Below are 21,863 nucleotides of genomic sequence, written 5' to 3' on the forward strand. Positions count from 1 at the left end.
GTAGAGACGCGCCATGGCGCGTCTCTACAATGGTGCTTTCCAGCCAAATTTAGATAACAGATGAAGGATGAAAATTATCCTTCATTTTTTATGAGAAATCCTCAATCCGTTAGGCAGATTGTTGATAAGGGCTGGTTAATTTATCCAACTGCTGTACCAACAAACTCAGGAATAAGCCCACATCAGTAACTACACCCACGGATTCCAAGGAACCGCGATCGCTTAACTTGGTAACAACGGCGGGATTGATATCTACACACACCATTTTCACCCCAGATGGCGTCATATTTCCTACCCCAATGGAGTGCAGCATCGTGGACAGCATTAAAATCATATCCGCCCCTTCCAGCAGTTTGGCATAGTCAGCTTGGGCTTTAATCAAATCCATCTGGGTATCCGGTAGGGGTCCATCATCGCGAATGGAACCGGCTAGGGAAAAGGGAACGTTATGTGTCACACATTCATACATAATCCCTTTTGTCAATGCCCCTTTCTCCACAGCACCAGCAATGCTGCCATACCGACGGATGGTATTAATTACCTTGAGATGGTGGCGATGTCCACCCCGCACCGGAACCCCCCGTTTCATATCCACACCCAAAGAGGTTCCCATTAGGGATTGCTCAATATCATGAACCGCGATCGCATTACCGCCCAACAGCGCCTGCACATATCCTTGGCGAATCAGACGGGATAAATGTTGAGAACCGCCCGTATGAATCACCACCGGACCGGCAGTGACAATCACTTTACCGCCTTGATCACGAATTTGGCGCAATTCCCAGGCAATTTGCTCGACAATTAATTCCACCCGGCGTTCACTAGAAACGCCAGCGCCCATGAAGCTAAATTCTTCACTGCTACGCTGTTCACGGGTTTTCGGCTTGTGAACGGTGCGGATTCCTTCCACACCAACAACCACCTGTTCACCGACTTCTAGATCCCGGAGAATTTTACAGCGAGCGATCGGCTGAGAGTCAATCTGGGTAATCGCAATTGCCCCATCCATGCGCTGGTTTTGGACTTTCACCCACTCACCCTTAATCCGGACTTCTGTGGGATAAATCGTGGAGACATAAAAGTCATCCGGCGCTACACCCGATTGAATCACAGGTTCAAGATTTGCATCACACTCCTCTTGAACGGGAGCAACAGCACCCAACTCAATCAGTTGGCTCATCACCTCTTCCATCACATCATGGGAAGGTGCAGAGACGCGAATCTCAGCGCTGGAGGTACTTTGCCGTTGGACACCCAAATCGAAGTTGAGAACCTGGAAGCTACCGCCCGTTTCCACAATTAGATCTAACGCCCGACTAATCAAGCCAGAGTCTAACAAATGTCCTTCTAGGCGAATCGTGCGACTTTCTACCGGGACATTCGCATGAATTTCAGTGCGAACTGGTTCAGTCACCCGCAGAGTCAAGCATTTCGCCGCACCACCTGCTTTGAGGAATTCCGTCAGAGGGGTTTCAAGGACTCTAAACCCTGCCTCAGCCAACCGTTGCTTCAGGCGATCGCTCGCTTTGTTCATCACCACAACTTGGTCAACATTCACCGCATTGCAGGCGAAGTTCACCGCATCGGCTTCTTCCAGGGCGATGCGTTTTTCTGGTGCGACTCGCATCTCAATTAAGCGATTGGAGTACGCATCAAAGGCGGGGGGATAGTAGAGTAAATAGCCGCCCGTCAGGGGACAGAAACAGGTATCTAAGTGATAGAAACGCTCATCGGTGAGTCGTAAGGAGACGACTTCAATATCTAGCCATTTTGCCAGATAGGGGTGAGAATCCAATTCTGAACGAAAGCCGTAGCCCGCCCATAACCAACGCCCTTCCCGATCCAGGAGGGCATCCCCTGCGCCTTCAAAGGGGAGTTCTGGAGGGAGTTCATAGACGGTGTAGCCTTGGGCTTCAAACCACTGCTTGAAATGGGGTTCCTCACCCTGGCGTTCTTTGTGCAAGAAGCGACTCAGGACAACGTTTTTACCGAGAACCAGCCCCGCATTTGCCGTAAACACCATATCGGGCCACCCTTTTTCCGGGTTAACCAAATCCACGATCGCATGATCTTTGAGGACATGGTGCAACTTATGCCATTGTTCGACAGCGCGATCGCGCGAGGACTTATGAATATTTCCTTCCATCCAGGGATTAATCACATAGTCCACATCGTAGTGGTCTGGAGCGCACATGAGAAAGCGAATCGAATCAGTCATAATCAATTTTTAATGGGTAGACGCTTACAATAGACCAACTTCCTATCCTATCGGATTTTCAAAGGACAACCCACACTAGATATAGTGCTGGATTAGGGGAGATGCGATCGCCTCTCCAGTCGTCATACCCAATCGGCTTTTGTCAACCCCTTCTGCCCTCTACCCTCTGTCCTCTGCCTTCTGCCTTATTCGGTCAATTCTAAATAAGGGGAATAATGAGTCCTTCCTTTGCCAAAAACGAACCTTCGCAAGCACTTTTTACCTCAATGGCAATTTCATCGAGCATATCATCGGAATGATTCGGTTCGTGGTGGAAAATCGCTAGTTGCTTAACGCCAGCGGCTTTGGCGAGTTTTACCCCTTCTTGCCAGGTTGAATGTCCCCAACCTACCTTGGGAGACTTGGGATTGTGGTATTCTTGGTCAGTGTACATGGCATCGTAAATCAGGATATCCGCATCACGGGCTAAATTCAGTACATTTTCATCCAAGTGATCCGGATAATGTTCGGTATCGGTACAATAGACCGCAGAACGTCCTTGCCAAGTGACCCGATACCCCATCGCCCCATTGGGATGATTCAGGGGGCTGGTTTCAATAGTAATATCCCCTAGGGTCATGGTATCGCCACAGATCAAGTCATAGAACTTCAAATCCGCCTGGATCTCTCGTTTCGGAACCGGGGAATTCAAATGCAATACTCGCTCTTTGAAATGCTGCTGCATGGACACTCCATCGGGTGCAGCGCCATGAATATGCAAGACATTCCCCTCGACAAAAGCCGGTTCAAAAAAGGGTACGCCCTGAATATGATCCCAGTGATAATGGGTAAAAAACCAATAGGCTTCAATGGGGAGTTGGGGCTTTAGGTGTTTCCCCAGCATTCGGATACCGGTACCCCCATCAAAAATTAGGCGTTTGTCAGCGATACGCATCTCCACACAGGAGGTGTTCCCGCCGTAGCGAATGGTTTCTTTGCCGGGGGAGGGAATACTACCCCGCACGCCCCAGAATTGGACAACGAACTCAGAGGAAGGACTGCTTTCCATCGGAATTTTAAGGCTTTAATGTATGGCACTGACCCTGATGACGCAGTAGGTGATCACATAATACTAAGGCGACCATTGCTTCTACCATAGGCACAGCCCTGGGCAAGACGCAAGGGTCGTGACGTCCTTTGGCTGCTAATATTGTTTCTTCACCGGTACTGGTCACTGTACGCTGTTCTTTTCGTATAGTAGCAGTGGGCTTAAACGCCACTCGCAAAATAATCGATTCTCCGTTTGTGATACCTCCCTGAATGCCGCCAGAACGGTTGGTTGTCGTCCGCACCGTTCCCGTATCATCGAGATAGAATTCATCATTATGTTCAGAACCCGTGAGTAAGGTTCCGGCAAAGCCAGATCCAATTTCAAAGCCTTTGCTAGCGGGTAGGGACATCACCCCTTTGGCGAGATCCGCTTCCAGCTTATCAAAGACGGGTTCTCCTAGTCCTTTTGGCACATTGCGAGCGACACATTCGACTACCCCACCAATGGAATCCCCTTCACGCCGGATTAACTCGATTTTTTCTATCATTCGTTGGGCGCATTCACTATCAGGACAACGGACGATATTACTTTCAACCTGTTCCAGGGTGATGGTGTGGGGATCAACGATGCCTTCTAAATCATGAATGCGTTTAACATAGCCAACAATGTCCACATTGGCAACCTGTTTAAGGATTTTTTTGGCGATCGCACCCGCTGCAACTCGACCAATGGTTTCCCGTGCTGAGGAACGTCCACCGCCCTGCCAATTGCGAATCCCATATTTAGCATCATAGGTGGCATCGGCGTGGGATGGGCGATATTTGACCGCCATCTCTGAGTAATCTTGGGGACGAGTATCTTTGTTGGGGACAAAAATAGAAATGGAAGTACCCAAGGTTTTTCCTTCAAAGACGCCCGATAGAATTTCACAGGTATCGGTTTCCTTGCGCGGGGTGGTAATCTTGCTTTGTCCCGGACGCCTGCGATCGAGTTCAAACTGAATCTCTGCGGCGGAAATCTCCAGTTGGGGTGGACATCCATCAATCACCACACCGACACCGCCGCCGTGGGATTCCCCATAAGTCGTAATCCGAAACAGATGCCCGAAACTATTGCCCATAATGATCGAGATGATGCCGTTAAGATTCTTATGTTAGCAACGATTTAGCCGTCTCCGCCCACCCTACACCCTAGCCCTCATACTTTCCTGTACCCAATCGCTATGGTTCCCACCGTTACCACAATTCCGATTCAGCATCTTGCCTCAGGCGATCGCCTTTCTATCCCAGTCTATAAGTTTATGGGCGCTAACCCTGGGAAAAAGGCATACATTCAAGCCAATCTCCATGGTTCAGAAATTGTTGGCAATGCTGTCATTCACCAACTGATTGAATTTTTCAGCCACTTAGAGGATAGTCAACTCACTGGAGAAATTTGGCTAGTTCCTGTCTGTAATCCCATCGGTACTAACCAGCGGAATCATTTCTTTGCCACTGGGCGCTTCAATCCCTACGATGGTAAAGATTGGAATCGGATATTTTGGGACTACGAAAAAGAATGTGATAATTTAACTGAGTTGGCTAAATTTCAGGTGCATCACTCTCCTGAAGAAATCCGCCGCAATTATTTAGAACACATTCAATCCAGCTTTGAGCAACATTTGGACGCACTTCAGTCTCCTAGCGGACTTCCTTTTACTGAACGCTATCGCTATCAGCTTCAATCCCTTTGTTTAGATGCTAACTATGTGATTGATATTCATAGTTCCACCAATCAGGCGATTGATTATTTGTATTGTTTCCAGAGTCGTGAGGAAAGTGCCAAAGCTTTTCTCTTGGATCGCGGAATTTTAATGAATGAATATGACGGTGATGCCTTTGACGAAGCTTTTATGAAGCCGTGGTTGGCATTGGAGAAGCAATTAGCAGCCTTTGGTAAAGCGATTCAGTTTGATGTTGAGTCTTGGACACTTGAACTGGGTTCGGGGATGGAAATGAATCCCGACTCGGTAAAAAAAGGAGTTATGGGGATCAAAAATTATCTGGCACAAAAACAACTGCTTGATTGTCCAGATCTGCCCTTAGAGAAGACAACCTCTCAATCGGTTAAGTTTACCATAAAAAGCCAAATTAAGCCGTACTACGCTCCAGTCGGGGGGATGATTCAATCACGAGTTCCGTTGGGCAGTCAAATTCAAGCCGAGCAGCCTTTGTATCAATTACTGAGTTTTAATCGAGAGGGGGATTTACCTCACATAATTGACGTTCAGGCTGAATCCGATGGTTTGGTGTTTAGCGTTGCCAAGAATTATGCGGTTAATGAAGGGGAGTATGTTTTATCAATTATGTAGATAAAGATAGATGTTGTTGTTCCGTTATTGGTGGGGAGAGCGGGTTTTGTTTTTCCGTTATCGGTGGATAGCGAAATTTAGTACCTAAACCCGCCCCTACAGTTAGACAAATGTGCCATATTCGTCTCTACGGTTATGGCTAGAATTGTACTAAAGCTTTTGTCGCTCAAAAAATTATAAGATTATAAAATGGAAGACAGCAACAATTTCACCTTAATTCCCGACGCAGACGCCGTAATGATTCCTCAAGCCCCAGAGGGATTTAAATCTGGCTTTGTCGGTATCATTGGACGCCCGAATGTGGGCAAATCGACGTTAATGAATGAATTGGTGGGGCAGAAAATTGCCATCACCTCCCCCGTCGCCCAAACCACTCGCAACCGCTTGCAGGGGATTCTGACAACAGACAATGCTCAACTGATTTTTGTGGATACGCCAGGAATCCATAAGCCTCATCATCAACTGGGGAAAGTTTTGGTACAAAATGCTAAGATTGCTATTGAAGCGGTAGATGTAGTGCTGTTTGTCGTGGATGGAGCGACACCCGCAGGAGGAGGCGATCGCTACATTAGTAATCTACTCAGCCAAACCTCAACACCTGTCATTCTAGGCATTAACAAATCAGATTTACAATCGCCAGGGAAAGGCTTAGATGAAGGGTATCATCAACTGGCAGATCCCCACAATTGGCAGGTGACAAAATTTTCTGCCCTGACGGGTGACGGGTTGGCAACCTTGCAGGAACAGTTAATTGATCGGCTAGAACAAGGTCCCTATTATTATCCGCCGAACTTAGTCACCGATCAACCCGAACGTTTTATTATGGGAGAATTAATTCGAGAGCAAATTCTGCTGTTGACTCGCCAGGAAGTTCCCCATTCCGTCGCGATTACTATTGATGCTGTTGAGGAAGAACCTAAAATTACCCGCATCCTCGCCACGATTCACGTTGAACGGGAGTCGCAAAAAGGAATTTTAATTGGCAAAAAGGGCAGTATGCTGAAAAGCATTGGTTCGGCGGCGCGTCAGCAAATTCAAAAGTTAATTGCGGGTAAAGTTTATCTAGAATTATTTGTGAAAGTGCAACCTAAGTGGCGACAATCTCGTCTGAGATTAGCAGAGTTGGGGTATCGGTTGGAGGAATAGTTATTTGGTAAGGAAACAGGGAACAGGTAGAGTAGAGACGTTGCATGCAACCTCTCTACAACTTCTGCATCTTCGCTCATCTGTACCTTTTTCTTCTGGAAACAGTTTTCAGACATGTTCCTGAAACTTAGGCTAAAATGTTTATCATAAAGAGAAATATACGTCAAGCTAAGAGCAGTAGATTTACCGTTCTGAAGCGGGGCAAGTTTTTCTAACTCTTATAGATTCAGGGTGAGGCTGGCAGGGTTTCAGATTCGGTATTCTACAACAGTAATTTAAGGAAGGCGATCGCCATGAAATTCACAATTGTTATACTAACTACAATTATCACCACAATCGGCATAACGAGTGGAGCAATGGTTCAAGCCAGAACTCCCACTCAAGAATTTTTCGAGCAGGGATGGGAGCAATTAGAGCGAGAAATTCGCACTCTCCAGGAAGACAATCCGGAAGCGGAGGAAAGCCTGCAACAAGAATCTGAAACGGAGCCGCTACTGGATGTGAATCCAACGGCTGATAGGGAAACCCCCTTAGAGATTGAGGGTATTGAGCCACCGAATTCTCAGCCTGATCCGGTAGATGATTCGCCTGTTAACTAGGGCTTGCTGCACAAAAAATAGAGGTACGGCAATGCCGTACCCCTACCTCAAATTGAAACCAGAAGCGCTACCGCACCGGTGGAGAAACCTTTAACCCCACGCGATCGCGTCCCCCGATTTCTGGGGCTACCATGGATACGACGGGCGGTTTCCCTTCCGCTAACGTCGGTACCGAACCGCGCAACCGGGCAGTTAACTGCTGTGTTGTTGAGTCATACATCTGCGTGACTAGCTTGGGATACAAGCCAATACCAATAATCGGCACCAGCAAACACGCAATAATAAACACCTCACGCGGTTCCGCATCTTGTAAAACCTCGTGTTCCACCAGTTCCTTATTCTCAGAACCGTAGAAGATTTCCCGCAGATTAGACAGCAGATAAATCGGCGTAAGAATCACCCCAACGGCTGCCAAAAAGACCACAATTACCTTAAACGTGGAATTGTAGGCATCCGAAGTGGCAAATCCGACAAACACCATTAACTCTGCCACAAACCCACTCATCCCCGGTAACGCCAGAGACGCCATGGAACAAGTTGTCCACATGGCAAAAATCTTCCGCATCTTTTGACCGACACCCCCCATTTCATCCAACATTAGGGTATGGGTGCGGTCATAAGTTGCCCCAACTAAGAAGAACAGACTCGCCCCAATTAAGCCGTGGGACACCATTTGCAACACCGCCCCACTCAAACCCAAGTCGGTAAATGAGCCAATCCCGATTAAAACAAAGCCCATGTGGGAAATCGAGGAATAGGCAATCTTGCGCTTGAGGTTGCGTTGGGCAAAAGACGTTAATGCCGCATACACGATATTCACCACCCCTAAAATCACCAACACTGGGGCAAAATAGGCATGGGCATCGGGTAACATCCCGGCATTCATACGAATCAGGGCATATCCACCCATCTTCAACAGAATCCCCGCCAGCAACATGTGAACGGGTGCGGTGGCTTCGCCGTGGGCATCCGGTAACCAAGTATGCAAGGGGAAAATCGGTAACTTCACCCCATAGGAAATCAGAAACGCCGCATAGAGCAACAATTCTAGATTAATCGCATAATCCTTCAAGGCGAGCGATCGCATATCAAAGGTGACAGTATCCCCATAGAATGCCATCGCCAACGCTGCAATCAAAATAAACAGCGATCCCCCTGCCGTATACAGGATAAACTTGGTCGCCGCATACAGGCGCTTTTTGCCGCCCCAAATCGATAGCAGCAAATATACCGGAATTAACTCCAGTTCCCACGCCAGGAAAAACAACAGCATATCCTGAACTGCAAACACGGCAATTTGACCGCCGTACATTGCCAGCATCAGGAAGTAAAACAGCTTCGGCTTTAGGGTTACGGGCCAAGCCGCCAGGATTGCCAACGTCGTCATAAACCCCGTCAGCAGTACCAACGGCATGGATAAGCCATCCACCCCCACCGACCAATTCAAGTCCAGCGTGGGTATCCAAGCATATTTTTCCACCAATTGCAAGCCCGGATTGTCAAAGTCATAGTTGATGACAAAGGCACAAACGATCAACGTAAAATCAATTAGCCCAACAATCAGGGCATACCAGCGTTCCCAGACGCCATTCTGATCCGGCAATAAAGGAATGCCCAGAGAAGCGACGATGGGAAACAGAATAATTACGGTTAACCAAGGAAAATCAGTCATTAGTCATTCGTCATTGGTTATTGGTCATTAGTCATTCGTCATTAATCATTCCTCATTCCTCATTCGTCATCAAGCTCACCAACTCTCTCACTAGCGACAACACAGACACAATTTGCCACAGGATAGAACAAAGGACAAATGACAAATGACAAATGACACATTATCAAGACAACCCAGAAACAATCACAAAACCGAGAACTGCCCCAAAAACAATCAGCGCATAGAATTGGGCGCGACCGTTTTCGAGATATTTCAGTCCTTCACCACTGATCAGGGCAACTAAACCGGTTAAATTAACCGCACCATCCACCACACGGTAGTCTACTTCCATCACTTGGCGGGCGAGGCGGCGACTTCCCTGGACGAATATCCGATCATAGATATCATCGAAATACCACTTGTTGAGGGAAAAGTTGTAAAGCGATGTAAAGTTTTTCGCGATCGCACCCGGGTCAATTTGACCCATCCGGTACATCAGGGATGCCACGGTAATGCCAATTAAGGCAATCCCCACCGACGAACCCGCCATCACCAGAAACTCACTCCAGTTAAACGCCGCTTCATGACTCACCACTTCCGCCACGGTTTCGCCGGGGGCGTGGATGAATTCCTCAAAGTAGTTATTAAAGGGCATCCCCACCAAACCAACTAGAGTGGAGGGAACAGCAAGTAACAGTAAAGGTAAGGTCATGGTTAACGGAGATTCATGGGGCGACTCACTATGCCCATGATCATGATCCTCAGCCTCTAATTCCCGTCTATCCATGGCACCAGGTCCAAACGCGGGTACGGGTTCAGCCACAGCCCCTTTAATTTGTTCCTTAATGCTGGTGATATTGCCTCGGAAATCGCCCTCAAAGGTCATGAAATACATCCGGAACATATAAAAGGCAGTCAGTCCCGCCGTTAGCCAACCGACCAGCCACAGTCCTGGAGACGCAGCAAAAGCATTGCCTAAGATTTCATCCTTTGACCAGAACCCCGCAAAAGGAGGAATCCCACAAATTGCCAGAGTGCCAATTAGAAAGGTTAGGGACGTAATGGGCATATACTTCCGCAATCCCCCCATCAGCCGCATATCCTGGGCTAAATCCGGATCATGACCCACCACGGCTTCCATGCCATGAATCACGGAACCGGAACAGAGGAAGAGCATGGCTTTAAAATAAGCGTGGGTCATCAGGTGGAATAGTCCGGCACTGTATGCGCCAATTCCCATTGCCATAACCATGTAGCCCAACTGGGAGATGGTGGAATAGGCAAGACCCTTTTTGATGTCATTTTGGGTCAGGGCGATGGTTGCGCCTAAAAAGGCGGTAAATCCTCCCGTCCAGGCAATCACCGTCATCGCCACGGGAATATTTTCAAACACTGGGTACATCCGGGCAATCAGAAATACCCCAGCCGCCACCATTGTCGCGGCGTGAATCAGTGCAGAAATTGGGGTAGGACCTTCCATCGCGTCAGGAAGCCAAACGTGCAAGGGAAATTGAGCAGACTTGGCGACGGGTCCTAAAAAGACTAATACAGCTAACAGGGCGGCGAGTCCGCTGCTAATATAACCGGATTCGACAAAAGCCTCTAGGTGGGCACCGATGACATCAAACTCAAAGCTACCGGTTGCCCAGTACAGCCCCAGGATACCCAAAAGGAGACCAAAGTCCCCCACGCGGTTCACCACAAAGGCTTTTTGACAAGCATCGGCGGCGGCTTTGCGATCGTACCAGAATCCGATGAGTAGGTACGAACACATGCCCACCAGTTCCCAGAAAATATAAACCTGTATCAGGTTGGGACTAATCACCAGACCCAACATTGAGGAACTAAACAGGCTCAAATAGGCATAGAAGCGCACATAACCGGAGTCGTGTGCCATGTAGCCGTCGGTATACACCATGACCAGAAAGGCGACGGTGGTAACGACGACTAGCATCAACGCGGTTAAGTTGTCGATGGTGTACCCCATCATCAGGTGAAAATTCCCCGCTGTTGCCCATTCCAGGGTACGGGTAAACGGTTCATGTCCGTGAAATTGACTCCAGAAGATGGCAAATGACAGCACCATCGCCGCCCCCAGCAGGGAGACGACGAACACGGAGGATAACTGCCGTAGCTGATTCGTGGTTTTGTTGAATGAGATAAGCCCTAAGCCGACTAGCATTGCCCCTGCCAAGGGCAAGACCGGGATCAACCAGGCATATTGATAAAGCGGTTCCATGGAAGACAGCTTACTTTAGATTTCTTTACTATTTTGACAAACTGTAAACAAGTGTGACATTTGATATCCTACCCGACTTCCTGACTTAAGGGGAGATGAGGAAGATTGGGGAGATTGGGGAGATGAAGAGGATAAGTGGAGTAAACTACCCCACCTGATTAGCTGCGCCTAAAAGACCGACTAATACAGATGGGGTTTTTGGTAGCCCTGGTTCTATTGCACAAGACAATAGTTCCGAGCCTCTAGTGCAGTGCCCTTGGAAATACTTGAGCAGCTTCGTAGATACGATGAAGCAGGGGCAGCAGGGGCAGCAGGGGCAGCAGGGGAAGATATTAGCTGTTCAGTTTCAGTTATTTCTGCCTTCTTACACGAGGCTGGTTTACAGAACAGCCCCAAAGTTCAATCTACTGTGTCAGGTTTTTTCACCTATCAAGGCTTGAGTCTAAGTTGCAAGCAGCGGCGTGAGAAAACAGTATACCTTGCCCATGTTTGACAACCTCACCAATACCACACAATACACCTCCTTCACAGCCTTGAGAAAAATGATATTGCGAAAGAAATTTGCCTTGCATTTCTGTTATCGCTGCAGGAAGATGTCCCGGTGGTGCCGAGAGATCGAAGGTTAAAAATTGATTAGTTTGGAGCCATGAGCCATTTGATCGCCATCCCACCTGCTCACCAAAGCGATCATAGGTTGTCCAAGTGGGTGCATCATGACTTTCAAGACTTTCCCAAATATTTTTCTGTACACTGAAGCCAAACTGCCCATTGCTGTATTTAAGCCAAAGTGCATCAATGATTTTTAAATCTTCACAGGGAACTTGTTCAATGTCAAGTCGGCTGTCCCTACCTAGATTTGTCACTTGCATCCCAGCAACAGCTACCATGACATCAAAGGTCAAGTTGTCAGCCTGTTGCCACTGTTGATCTGCCAATAAGTCACGCAGGGTTGTATAGTTGGTTGATGTGGTTTGGGAAACAAGCGGCGGGTCATCTGTTAATAAGGGGGGTAAATTAAGACTTAAATTCATGGATGGAGCCCGATCTAAAAAGGTTTTTAAGGGAATTCCCAAATTAAAACCTGGTTGAGTGGCACTGGGTTCTTCCTGGGAATCGCTCTCAACGTGACCATGAATTCCGACTAATTGTCCCTGTTCATTTAAGAGTGGACTACCGATCATACTCATCCGAGTTAGGTTGGTATAAATTAAGGCATAACCATTGTCTAATGGCTCCGGTAAACGACTAGAAATCTTACCATCAGTAATCTCAAAAATGCTTTGGGAGATGGCTCCTCCAGGTTGAGACCATCCGCCTACATAAACGACACTGCCTTGAGTAATCCGATCAGAGTCTCCGATTGCGGCTAACTTATAGGTGCGATCGCTAGTGAATTGGACTACAGCTAAATCGACTTGTGGCAGTTTTTGTAGAGTTCTGAATTCGAGGGGATGGACTTCGCCATCAGAGGTGGTAATATAAGCTGGCTGATCAGGCGTGATCTCTTGGACGACTGATTGGGTGGTGAGAACGGAGTAGGTATTCCCTTCTTGGTTAATGATTACCCCTGAACCAATACCTCCAGAACTTTCGATTTGCACGGTAATCTCTTGAGCAATCTGGTTTATTTCAGAGAAGGGTAAAGCCGCCACGATTTGAGGCTGTATGCTGGCAACAACCGCTGTCAGGCTGAGTAGAGTGGGGAAGTAATTCATTTTAGTTACACTTAATCGGATGTAGAGAGATAGAGTGTTAGCCTAGTACAAGTGTAAATTGATAGGTTTTTGGAGCCAAGCTGCACTAAAGAGAATACTAGCGATCGCGGATTCTCGTTGTAGAGAGTTACTCATCCTCTTCAATGGTGATGGTCTCACATTGTTGAGTTGTATAAGTTTCCGTGCGATCCTGTACTTCGTATTGCTGACCTGTAAAAGGACGACCGTAATAACCATCCTCAAACCCACGAGCAAATTCACCTCCCGCCGTTCGAGGTTCAAAAGGTTCGTCTTTGCTAGCACTTTGTTGACCCTCCCGGTAGCCATCTCGGTAAGCACCTGGGTGAGCAGCCGCGTCTTGCACAACCCGAACTTCCTGGGTGGGACGACAAATCCTGACTTTCCGGGTTTCTGCTTGGGTCGCTGGACAGAACCCTAACCATGTCCCTGCTGTAGTGGTTGTAGCTAGAGTCACTAAGGTGATTTTGACTAGGATATTCATGGCTTTTATCCTTTTCGTATTACTTTGGGTAAGCTTCACTGCGTTCTATCTCTCATGGGGAACCAACTTATGCAGTTGACTCTCATCTTCAATCCAGATTCTCAATCACGGAGCGTTTACCCGATCGCACTATGCCTTAGTTAGGGCTTGCTACACTCGTTAGGAAGGTAGACAAGATTTGGGTTTCAAGCCATTTTTTCACCCAACAAGCCATTCTTTCACCCAACAAGTGCAAGGTTTTTACACAATCACCCTCTTGCCTCCTGGAATTTTCACCGACCTAAGTGCCGAATTTTCCCGCAACAGAGGGTTGACACGGCACTGTACTAAGTTTTGTAGATTGCAAATCTTACTGTATAAGCTTTCTCCCCTCCTACCTCCTGCCTTCTGCCTCCTGCTTTTTTGCACTAGCTAGGCGGCTGATTGAGTTGCACTGGTAGTATGAGTTAAACCTCCGCCAATAGAGGCGGAAAACTGCGATTGATTGTTCCCGATCAAATTTTGAATCGCCAAGCGCAAGTCATCTCGTCCTTGAAAGCCTTCTAATCGCTCCACTAACTGACCGTTTTCAAATAAAAGCAAGGTGGGTAAAGATTTGAGTTGATAGGTACTGGCAAGCCTGAGACTATTATCCGCATTCACCCGCACCACTTCAATCCGATCGCTCCATTCCTGCTGTACGTCCTCCAAGATTGGCTGGATTAGGCGGCACAGCCCACACCAAGGTGCCCAAAAATCAACCAGAACCATCTTGGAGTTTTCTAAAACGTATTGCTTAAACGTCTGCTCGTTCACCGACAACACCATGATCCCTCGAATTCTATTGAATTTTTACTCGCTTCCTTGGGATCATGCTACATCGAATTGGGATTATTTGAACAACAAATCCGCTAATTTTACCAATTTATTTGGGCAGTTGCTCGCATAAGTAGGGGATGCGCCCACCACAACAAGCCGACAAAGCCAATTACGCCTAGATAGGCGGGACGGATAAATTCTTCCCATTTCAGGGTTTGGCGTCCCTGAATTAGCGCCAGGAAAGGAAAAACCGAGGTACGCTCTTTGACAGACTCAAAGGCGTCGCCATAGCGTTTGGAAAGCCGTTGATCCCCATGCCAAACGCCAAAACAATGGTGCAAAATTAATCCTACCGAGGTGAGTAGAGTGAAGCTTGTGCCAATCCAGAGGGTGTGAGCAATACACCAAATTACCTGTCCCACCATTTGCGGATGTCGGGTAATCCGAATGATTCCGGTTTCGTAGAGATGAACTTGGGGTTTCTGGATGGCGGCGATTTCTAACAGGTTAAATGTAGCAGGGTACAGAAACAAAAAAGAAACCGCTGAAAGCCACCAGACTAGGGACTTGATCCCCGGAATTCCCTGCACCCGCCACAATTGAATCCCATCATAGCGGTGGTTGAAAAAGTAAATAATTAATACAACAGCAAGAGATAGGCTAACCAGAGCAAATAAAATTCGATAGAACCTCGCGCCAATCCGTTGTTCAGCCCAAGGTCGCAATGCCGCTAGACCACTATGCGCGATCGCAAAGCTCAAAAGTAGTCCAGCCATTACCCAATGACTGGATGTCACGTTAGTCCAGACCCCCATAAATCCTGATGCCCTTGAAAGTTGCCCAATTCATCCTAGCAAGAATACTCAAGGACTTGATCCCGTGTTGTGTTACTGTCGATTTCAGGCACAGGTTTACACGTTCGTTGTTGGCAATTCCTACTATCGTTGACGTTAAATCCCATCTTCAACCCCCCTGGGATTGCCTGTTATTGCTCCTTTTTTGATGGTTTAGCTCCTATGTCTGACCTTCCTTTCACTCTCGATCAACTCCGGATTCTCAAAGCAATCGCTTCTGAGGGGAGTTTTAAACGTGCGGCGGATAGTTTGTACGTTTCTCAACCGGCTGTGAGTTTACAAGTGCAAAACTTGGAACGACAGCTTGATGTCCCCTTATTTGACCGAGGCGGGCGTCGCGCTCAATTGACAGAAGCCGGACACTTACTCCTAAGCTACGGTGAAAAGATTCTCACCCTTTGTCAGGAAACCTGTCGGGCGATTGAGGATTTACAGAATCTCCAGGGTGGGACGCTGATTGTGGGCGCCTCTCAAACCACGGGAACCTATCTCTTACCTCGAATGATTGGCTTGTTTCGACAGCAGTATCCGGATGTGTCGGTACAATTACAAGTCCACTCAACGCGCCGTACTTCTTGGTCTGTGTCCAATGGACAGGTTGATTTAGCTATCATTGGCGGTGAAGTCCCCACGGAACTTCAAGAAACGTTACATATTATGCCCTACTCGGAAGACGAGTTGGCGTTCATTTTACCCGCCTTCCACCCCCTGGCAAAGGTGGGAACCGTGCATAAGGAGGATTTGTATAAGTTACAATTTATTGCACTCGACTCCCAATCCACGATTCGTAAGGTAATCGACCAGGTTCTCACGCGCTGTGATATTGATACCCGACGCCTGAAGATTGAGATGGAACTCAACTCAATTGAGGCAATTAAAAACGCCGTGCAATCAGGATTGGGTGCAGCATTTGTATCTATTTCAGCCATCGAAAAAGAATTGCAAATGGGTGTCTTACACCGAGCAACGATAGAAGGCGTCGTGGTGAAGCGAACGCTGTCTTTAATCGTCAATCCCCATCGCTACCGTTCCAAAGCCGCCGAAGCCTTCAGTCGGGAAATTTTGCCCCAGTTTGCGCCTCCAGGATGGGAAGAAAAACCCCCTTCCTCGCCGCCAATAACTGCTCCTAAATTGAATTCGGCATCGTCTCAACCTGCATCGTCTCAATCGACAGGTTAAGGAAGATTGCTCGAAAGGTTTTCGGTTGAAATTGCCTGAGTGTAGAGGTGTGAGAGTGTAGGAGCAAGATTAAGCTACCTGTAGGGGCACGACATGTCGTGCCTCTACTCGGGAATGAATTGTCTGTGGGGTATTCCGGAGGCTTGGATTAAAACAAATCCCGCAGGGGGTTGCTTTTTATGCTACCCTGCTAGAGCAGAAATTAAAAAAGCACCAACCAGAGCGATCGCCAATGTGCCAGCATTATTGTCTGTCATAAGCCGCCCTGTCCAATCACCCCGTATTATATAGGATTACCGTGTACTCTATAAAATCGCCAACATGGAGCTTGATATTCAGTCGGGATAATCACTTAAAGTTGAGAGAAAAACACACATTTTTAGCTAGAAGCGGTAGTCTATCTAGGAAAAGGTGAGAGGAGTAAGGTTGTGGAAGTTGTCAAAGAGTACGTCCAGCGGTGGTACGAAAGTGGATTAGCGCCCGACGAATATGTTTGCCATCAAAAGCAGGGAAATTTAGTCGAGATAGAATCAGTCGCCACAGGAAAGCGTCAGACGGTTCTCACGTTCTGTACGAATGATGTCTTGGGTCTGGTTCAGAACGAGGCGGTTCGCCAAGCAGCGGTTGATGCTATTTTTCAATATGGTACGTCCAACAGTTCAACCTCAGTCCTGAGTGGTCGCATCGATTTGCATCGGCAGCTCGAGCAAGAGATTTCGGAGTTTAAGCACCTACCCCATACCCAACTCTTTTTGAATGCGTGGATGGCGATGCAAGCCCTAATGGATGCGTTCTGCCATTTGGCTATTCCCGTTCCTGGCTTTCAGCATACCCGTGAGACATTAATTTTGACTGATGTCCTCAACCATGGCTGTATTCTCTCAGCCGTCGTCAACGCGGGAACTCGTTCTGGAAAGTTATTTGGTCATAGTCCGCGTGTGCGGGTGAGAGCCTATCGCCACTGTGATGTAGAGGACTTATCGCGGAAACTGCGTCGCTATGCTCGTCCCCAAGATCGAATTATGGTGATTTCTGATGCAGTGTTCTCCATGGATGGGGATATTGCCCCCCTCCCCGATATGATCGAGGTGCTGCGACATTACGAAGGCAGTGTCTTGGTGATGGATGAAGCTCATGCTAGTGGGGCGATTGGGGCGACAGGTGGCGGCATCTATGAGCATTTTGGCATCCTACCCCAATACACCATGGAGCAAGGTGTTGTGCCGCTGATTATGACCACATTCTCCAAGTTTGCCGCATCAGCAGGGGCGGCAATTAGCAGTCCTCTGGCAGAATTGATTCCCTTATTAAATGTTTCGCCCACGTCTATCGGTACGGTTTCCTTGTCGCCACCTCTAGCAGCCGCCGCCTTAGAGAGCATTCGTCAGGTGCGCCGTCATCCCGACATGGTGAAAAAGCTTCAGGCAAATACTCGCTACTTGCGATCGCGCTTAGTCGAAGCCGGATTTGATGCCATTGGTGAAACGAACGTGATCCCGGTTATTTTACCCTCAGAAATTAATCCGAAATTGTTTGGTCAGTATATGTTAGAGAATCATGGGATTTGGGTATCACCCATTTGGTTTATTGCTAAACCCCGTATCCGGATGACGGCAAATGCTCTGCATACTAAGGAGGAAATGGATAAATTAGTCGCCGCCATGGTAGCAACACGAGATTTTTTATATAAACCCATGATCAGCGCCTAACTCGTCTTGGGTTATTGGTTATTTGACGAATGACAAATGACAAATGACAAAATTCGCACTGTAACCACTCCAGCCGACCAGGACTTGTTTCTGGATGTACCGGCACGAGTCTATGGGAATGACCCTAATTGGGTGCCACCCCTGCGTAGCGATGTAGCGAAGCAATTTGCCCCCGATAATCCCTTTTTTAGCTACGGCAAATTACAGCAATTTATTGCCCTCGACTCGTCCCACCCTTCCCAAGCGGTGGGGCGAATTGTGGCGGCGGTGAATCAACGGTTAATTGAACGAGAGGGGAAAACGGTTGGTTTATTTGGATTTTTTGAGTGTGTCCCAGATTTCGCGATCGCACAATCTCTGCTGAATGCGGCTTGTCAGTGGTTACGAGAACAAGGAATGACTGTGGCGCGGGGACCGATTGATTTATCGACCCACAATAATTGTTTATTTTTGGTCGATGGCTTTGATACACCACCCATGGTGATGATGCCCTATAATCCCCCCTACTATCCCGAATTTCTGGAAAAAGAGGGCTGGCAAAAAGCTAAGGATGCATACTCTTATGATTTTCCCCTCGATAAGCCCTTATCGGATAAATTTAAGAAAGCCTATCAGATTGCCTGTAAATCGGGTATCACATTTCGTCCGATTAGAACTAAAGGCGAAGGATTTGAACAAGATTGTATCAGTCTCTATCACCTTTTTAACCGTGCCTTTGCCAATAATTGGAGTTCTGCACCGAGAACTGAGGAAGAATTTCTAGAAGAAGCCAAGTCATTACAGACGTTAGTTGATCCAGATGTTTTTCCCATTGCCGAAGACAAGGGTGAAATGATCGGCTTTTTTATGGGATTACCGGACTATAATATTCCCCTAAAACACGTTAAGGGTAAACTAAACTGGCTAGGAATTCTTAAGTTTATTTGGCATCGTCGCCAGATTGACCAAGGACGGGTAATTGCGATTGCTTCATTGCCAGAATATCGCCGCAAAATGGTGCCGCTGGCGTTAATTTATTTGGGTATGCAAGGGGGAATTAAGAAAGGCAAGCCCTATAAGCGAGCAGAACTAGGTTGGGTTTGGGAAGATAATTTCCCGTCTCGCAAGTTGATTGAAGCATCGGGGGGAACAATTTATAAAACCTATCGAATTTATGAAAAAACGCTGTAGCTGTAGTCAGTATCAGCCTAATTTTTATGACTTAGGACTTACGCACAGCCTTTATTTGTAGGGTGTGTTAGCGTAGCGTAACGCACCCTTACCGCTATTAAAATGATGATTATTTAGTAGAGACCTTCAAGCGGAACGTCTGTGCCATCATCATTCCTTTCGCTGTAGGATAGAACTACTGGCATGATACCCAGCCTTGCAGGTTTTCTGGGCGCAAGCCTTGGTTAATCTATCAAATGAAGTATATCACGCTACTACTGGACTGACACAGCTAAAATCGTGGATTAGATTTGACCATTGAATTGGGCGCAAGCCTTTGCGCCCCTACAGTTTCCTGGCTAATGGTTAATTCATCTTGCTTAGGTGTGCCACGCCACTACAATTAAAACAGTTAATAATGGTGGGTTAGACGGTGACAACAACATCAACGACAGAACAACCACAAGTTCGCGCTGAACCAATCGTTACACTCAGAGGGGTTAGCTGGCAAACGTATCAAGCTTTAATGCACGATGTAGGAGATAATCGGGCTTGGAGGATAGCTTATGACCAGGGAATATTAGAAATCAGGATGCCACTACCCAAACACGAAGAACCTAAACGATTGCTAGAGAGTTTTATTGAAGTTGTAGTAGACGAACTTGGCATTGAGTTGAGAAGTCTTGGTGCTTTAACATTGGAACGGGAGGACTTAACCCGTGCTGTTGAACCTGACACATGTTTTTACATTCAAAATGAAAGTAGGGTTAGAGGTCAAGACAAAATTAATCTACCCGATGACCCACCGCCTGACTTAGTAGTCGAGTCCGATTATAAAAATTATTCCATCAATAAATTTAAACTCTATGCCGAACTTGGTGTGTTTGTGACATAAACTTTGGGGATTTGCTATCAGACGAAGATGTTTGAATGATCTATACACATACGGGTACTCTTGAAAGAAACACTTGACAAACCAATTCTGCAAATTGTTATCCTGATGTCCAAAATAAACCATGACAACAACAACTAAACCCCTCACCCTAGCTGACTTTCTCAAACTTCCTGAAACCAAACCATCTAGCGAATTTATCGACGGTAAAATCTATCAAAAACCCATGCCAGAAGGGAAACACAGCACTCTCCAAATATGCCTCGCCAATACAGTAAACGAGGTGGGATTTCCTGAAAAAATAGCTTATGCTTTCCCAGAATTGCGCTGCACGTTTGGCGGACGCTCTATTGTGCCAGATGTTGCCGTATTTCAATGGGAAAGAATTCCCTTCGATGCTGATGGAGAAGTGGCAAATGTATTTGAATGTTCCCCAGATTGGACAATTGAAATCCTCTCACCAGACCAGTCACAAACAAAGGTAACAGATAATATTGTATTCTGTCTCAGACATCAAACCAGATTAGGGTGGTTGATTGATCCTGATGAGAAAGCCGTAATCTGTTTTTATCCCAATCAATTACCAGAAATTATGCGACAACCAGAGGATAGACTACCTGTACCCGATTTCCTCAGTCTACAGCTAACTATTGAACAGGTATTCTCCTGGTTGAAACTGGGACAGCGTTTGTAAATTATATTAAATTATATTAAATCCAGGTTTCCCGCCCCCGTTATAATTCAGTCCGCGTAGGCGGACTTTGTTTGTGTAGCAGCGATTTTAATCGCCGTGGCAAAAATGGGGTAAAAAATGCGGATTTTGGATTACAAGTGTGCGATCGCGCCAATCTCTTTGCGCCAATTTACACAGTATTGTTAATTAATATACTACAAGCCTTGTGATTGGTGGGTTACGGCGGACACCAAATTAAATGGTGATTTTTTAAATTGAATTACCGCCTAACCCACCCTACCTGGTATTATATTTTATTGCTCAAGCCTCTAACTTATGCTTCGGTCAACATGATCTTCACGTCTAGCTTAGGCAGGGACTACAATTGAATCAAGGTATCAAGGGCAGTTCACTATGACAACAGCAACACCAACGCCTCAATCCCAGAAAAGGGGCGCTGAACCAGTCATTACCTTAAAAGGCGTTAGCTGGCAAACCTTTAAGACATTACTGGCGGAAATTGGTGAAGACCGAGCCTGTAGAATGGCTTATGATCAGGGAGTATTAGAAATTAGAATGCCACTGGAAGACCATGAAGTTCCGAAAGGGATGCTCGAAAGCTTTATTGAAGCTATCGCCGATGAGAGCGAAATAGAAGTTAAGAAAGTTGGTGCATTGAGCTTGAATCGCGAAGACTTAACTCGTTTTATCGAGCCGGATACCTGTTTCTATATCCAAAATGAATCACGAGTCAGAGGCAGACGAATCAATCTGGAAATTGACCCACCGCCTGATTTAGCGATTGAGTCAGATTATACCAGTTACTCTGTTGATAAACAATCTATTTATGCGGCGCTGGGTGTTCCAGAATTGTGGAGATATACTCGTCAAACTCTCCAGGTTTATCAATTAGTTGAAGGAGAATATGAACCGAGAGAACAAAGCATGACGTTTCCCTTTTTACCTGTAACCGAGATTCCCGGTTTTATTGAACAAAGTAATATCCAGGGACAGCGAACAGCCGTGCGGTTGTTTCGCCAACGAATTCGAGAACTTTTACAAACTCAATAGAAAATCAGCCCGGAGTTCAAACTCCAGGCTAAGAGCTTAAACCCGTTTAAACGGGTTCAAAGACTTCTCCAGTAAGCTAAAGCTTACT

19 protein-coding genes are annotated in these 21,863 nt (G+C 46.9%); 10 read left to right on the plus strand and 9 right to left on the minus strand.

What is annotated here, in order from left to right:
• Window positions 1–109: 109 nt before the first annotated feature.
• From argZ to aroC, 3 genes are all read right to left on the minus strand, one after another.
• On the minus strand, window positions 110–2,218 hold the full coding sequence (gene argZ / locus RH949_RS15930; protein ID WP_006099187.1) for a bifunctional arginine dihydrolase/ornithine cyclodeaminase: 2,109 nt from the start codon (window positions 2,216–2,218) through the stop codon (window positions 110–112).
• A 199-nt stretch (window positions 2,219–2,417) separates the two neighbouring features.
• Entirely contained in the window at window positions 2,418–3,266 is an 849-nt protein-coding gene (locus tag RH949_RS15935) for an MBL fold metallo-hydrolase (protein WP_446354439.1), read from the minus strand.
• A gap of 7 nt (window positions 3,267–3,273) precedes the next feature.
• Window positions 3,274–4,368 (minus strand): chorismate synthase, encoded by a 1,095-nt coding sequence (gene aroC, locus RH949_RS15940; protein WP_006099301.1) that lies wholly within the window; start codon window positions 4,366–4,368, stop codon window positions 3,274–3,276.
• Window positions 4,369–4,470: 102 nt separating this feature from the next.
• Here aroC and RH949_RS15945 point away from each other — a divergent pair, with 102 nt between their 5' ends.
• The 3 genes from RH949_RS15945 (at window position 4,471) to RH949_RS15955 (ending at window position 7,343) form a co-directional block, all read left to right on the plus strand.
• A complete protein-coding gene (locus RH949_RS15945; protein WP_446354441.1) occupies window positions 4,471–5,598 on the plus strand; it encodes a succinylglutamate desuccinylase in 1,128 nt (375 codons plus the stop codon).
• A gap of 237 nt (window positions 5,599–5,835) precedes the next feature.
• On the plus strand, window positions 5,836–6,744 hold the full coding sequence (gene era, locus RH949_RS15950; protein WP_044205682.1) for a GTPase Era: 909 nt from the start codon (window positions 5,836–5,838) through the stop codon (window positions 6,742–6,744).
• A gap of 293 nt (window positions 6,745–7,037) precedes the next feature.
• Window positions 7,038–7,343: a hypothetical protein gene (locus tag RH949_RS15955; protein WP_446354443.1), complete on the plus strand. Its 306-nt coding sequence runs from the start codon at window positions 7,038–7,040 to the stop codon at window positions 7,341–7,343.
• Between the two features lie 67 nt (window positions 7,344–7,410).
• On the opposite strand, the gene ndhD1 is transcribed toward RH949_RS15955, so the two are convergent.
• The 6 genes from ndhD1 to RH949_RS15985 all read right to left on the minus strand — a co-directional run bounded on the left by ndhD1 (window position 7,411) and on the right by RH949_RS15985 (window position 15,024).
• Entirely contained in the window at window positions 7,411–9,015 is a 1,605-nt protein-coding gene (gene ndhD1, locus RH949_RS15960; RefSeq protein WP_446354445.1) for a photosynthetic/respiratory NAD(P)H-quinone oxidoreductase subunit D1, read from the minus strand.
• 163 nt (window positions 9,016–9,178) lie between these two features.
• A complete protein-coding gene (locus RH949_RS15965) occupies window positions 9,179–11,233 on the minus strand; it encodes an NAD(P)H-quinone oxidoreductase subunit 5 (RefSeq protein WP_446354447.1) in 2,055 nt (684 codons plus the stop codon).
• Between the two features lie 422 nt (window positions 11,234–11,655).
• Entirely contained in the window at window positions 11,656–12,948 is a 1,293-nt protein-coding gene (locus tag RH949_RS15970) for a GUN4 domain-containing protein (protein ID WP_446354449.1), read from the minus strand.
• A gap of 127 nt (window positions 12,949–13,075) precedes the next feature.
• Window positions 13,076–13,450, minus strand: coding sequence for a hypothetical protein (locus RH949_RS15975; RefSeq protein ID WP_446354451.1), 375 nt, complete (start codon window positions 13,448–13,450; stop codon window positions 13,076–13,078).
• 411 nt (window positions 13,451–13,861) lie between these two features.
• Window positions 13,862–14,257: a thioredoxin gene (gene trxA / locus RH949_RS15980; RefSeq protein ID WP_044205538.1), complete on the minus strand. Its 396-nt coding sequence runs from the start codon at window positions 14,255–14,257 to the stop codon at window positions 13,862–13,864.
• A gap of 89 nt (window positions 14,258–14,346) precedes the next feature.
• Window positions 14,347–15,024, minus strand: a complete 678-nt coding sequence (locus RH949_RS15985) for an NnrU family protein (RefSeq protein WP_390434988.1) — start codon at window positions 15,022–15,024, stop codon at window positions 14,347–14,349.
• Window positions 15,025–15,264: 240 nt separating this feature from the next.
• On the opposite strand from RH949_RS15985, the gene RH949_RS15990 reads away from it, so the two are divergent.
• The 7 genes from RH949_RS15990 (at window position 15,265) to RH949_RS16020 (ending at window position 21,775) form a co-directional block, all read left to right on the plus strand.
• On the plus strand, window positions 15,265–16,281 hold the full coding sequence (locus RH949_RS15990) for a LysR family transcriptional regulator (RefSeq protein ID WP_006099506.1): 1,017 nt from the start codon (window positions 15,265–15,267) through the stop codon (window positions 16,279–16,281).
• A gap of 428 nt (window positions 16,282–16,709) precedes the next feature.
• A complete protein-coding gene (locus RH949_RS15995; protein ID WP_006099353.1) occupies window positions 16,710–17,990 on the plus strand; it encodes an aminotransferase class I/II-fold pyridoxal phosphate-dependent enzyme in 1,281 nt (426 codons plus the stop codon).
• A 36-nt stretch (window positions 17,991–18,026) separates the two neighbouring features.
• Window positions 18,027–19,160, plus strand: coding sequence for a hypothetical protein (locus tag RH949_RS16000; protein ID WP_446354455.1), 1,134 nt, complete (start codon window positions 18,027–18,029; stop codon window positions 19,158–19,160).
• Between the two features lie 412 nt (window positions 19,161–19,572).
• Entirely contained in the window at window positions 19,573–20,034 is a 462-nt protein-coding gene (locus RH949_RS16005; RefSeq protein WP_446354457.1) for a Uma2 family endonuclease, read from the plus strand.
• Window positions 20,035–20,155: 121 nt separating this feature from the next.
• Window positions 20,156–20,725 (plus strand): Uma2 family endonuclease, encoded by a 570-nt coding sequence (locus RH949_RS16010; RefSeq protein ID WP_446354459.1) that lies wholly within the window; start codon window positions 20,156–20,158, stop codon window positions 20,723–20,725.
• Window positions 20,726–20,796: 71 nt separating this feature from the next.
• The gene (locus tag RH949_RS16015; protein ID WP_006099410.1) at window positions 20,797–20,934 is read left to right on the plus strand and encodes a hypothetical protein; all 138 of its coding nucleotides are present in this window, start codon (window positions 20,797–20,799) and stop codon (window positions 20,932–20,934) included.
• A 184-nt stretch (window positions 20,935–21,118) separates the two neighbouring features.
• A complete protein-coding gene (locus tag RH949_RS16020; RefSeq protein WP_446354462.1) occupies window positions 21,119–21,775 on the plus strand; it encodes a Uma2 family endonuclease in 657 nt (218 codons plus the stop codon).
• The last annotated feature ends 88 nt before the right edge of the window (window positions 21,776–21,863 follow it).

Source organism: Coleofasciculus sp. A1-SPW-01, assembly GCF_040217205.1.
GTDB classification, from domain to species: Bacteria; Cyanobacteriota; Cyanobacteriia; order Cyanobacteriales; family Coleofasciculaceae; genus Coleofasciculus; species Coleofasciculus chthonoplastes_A.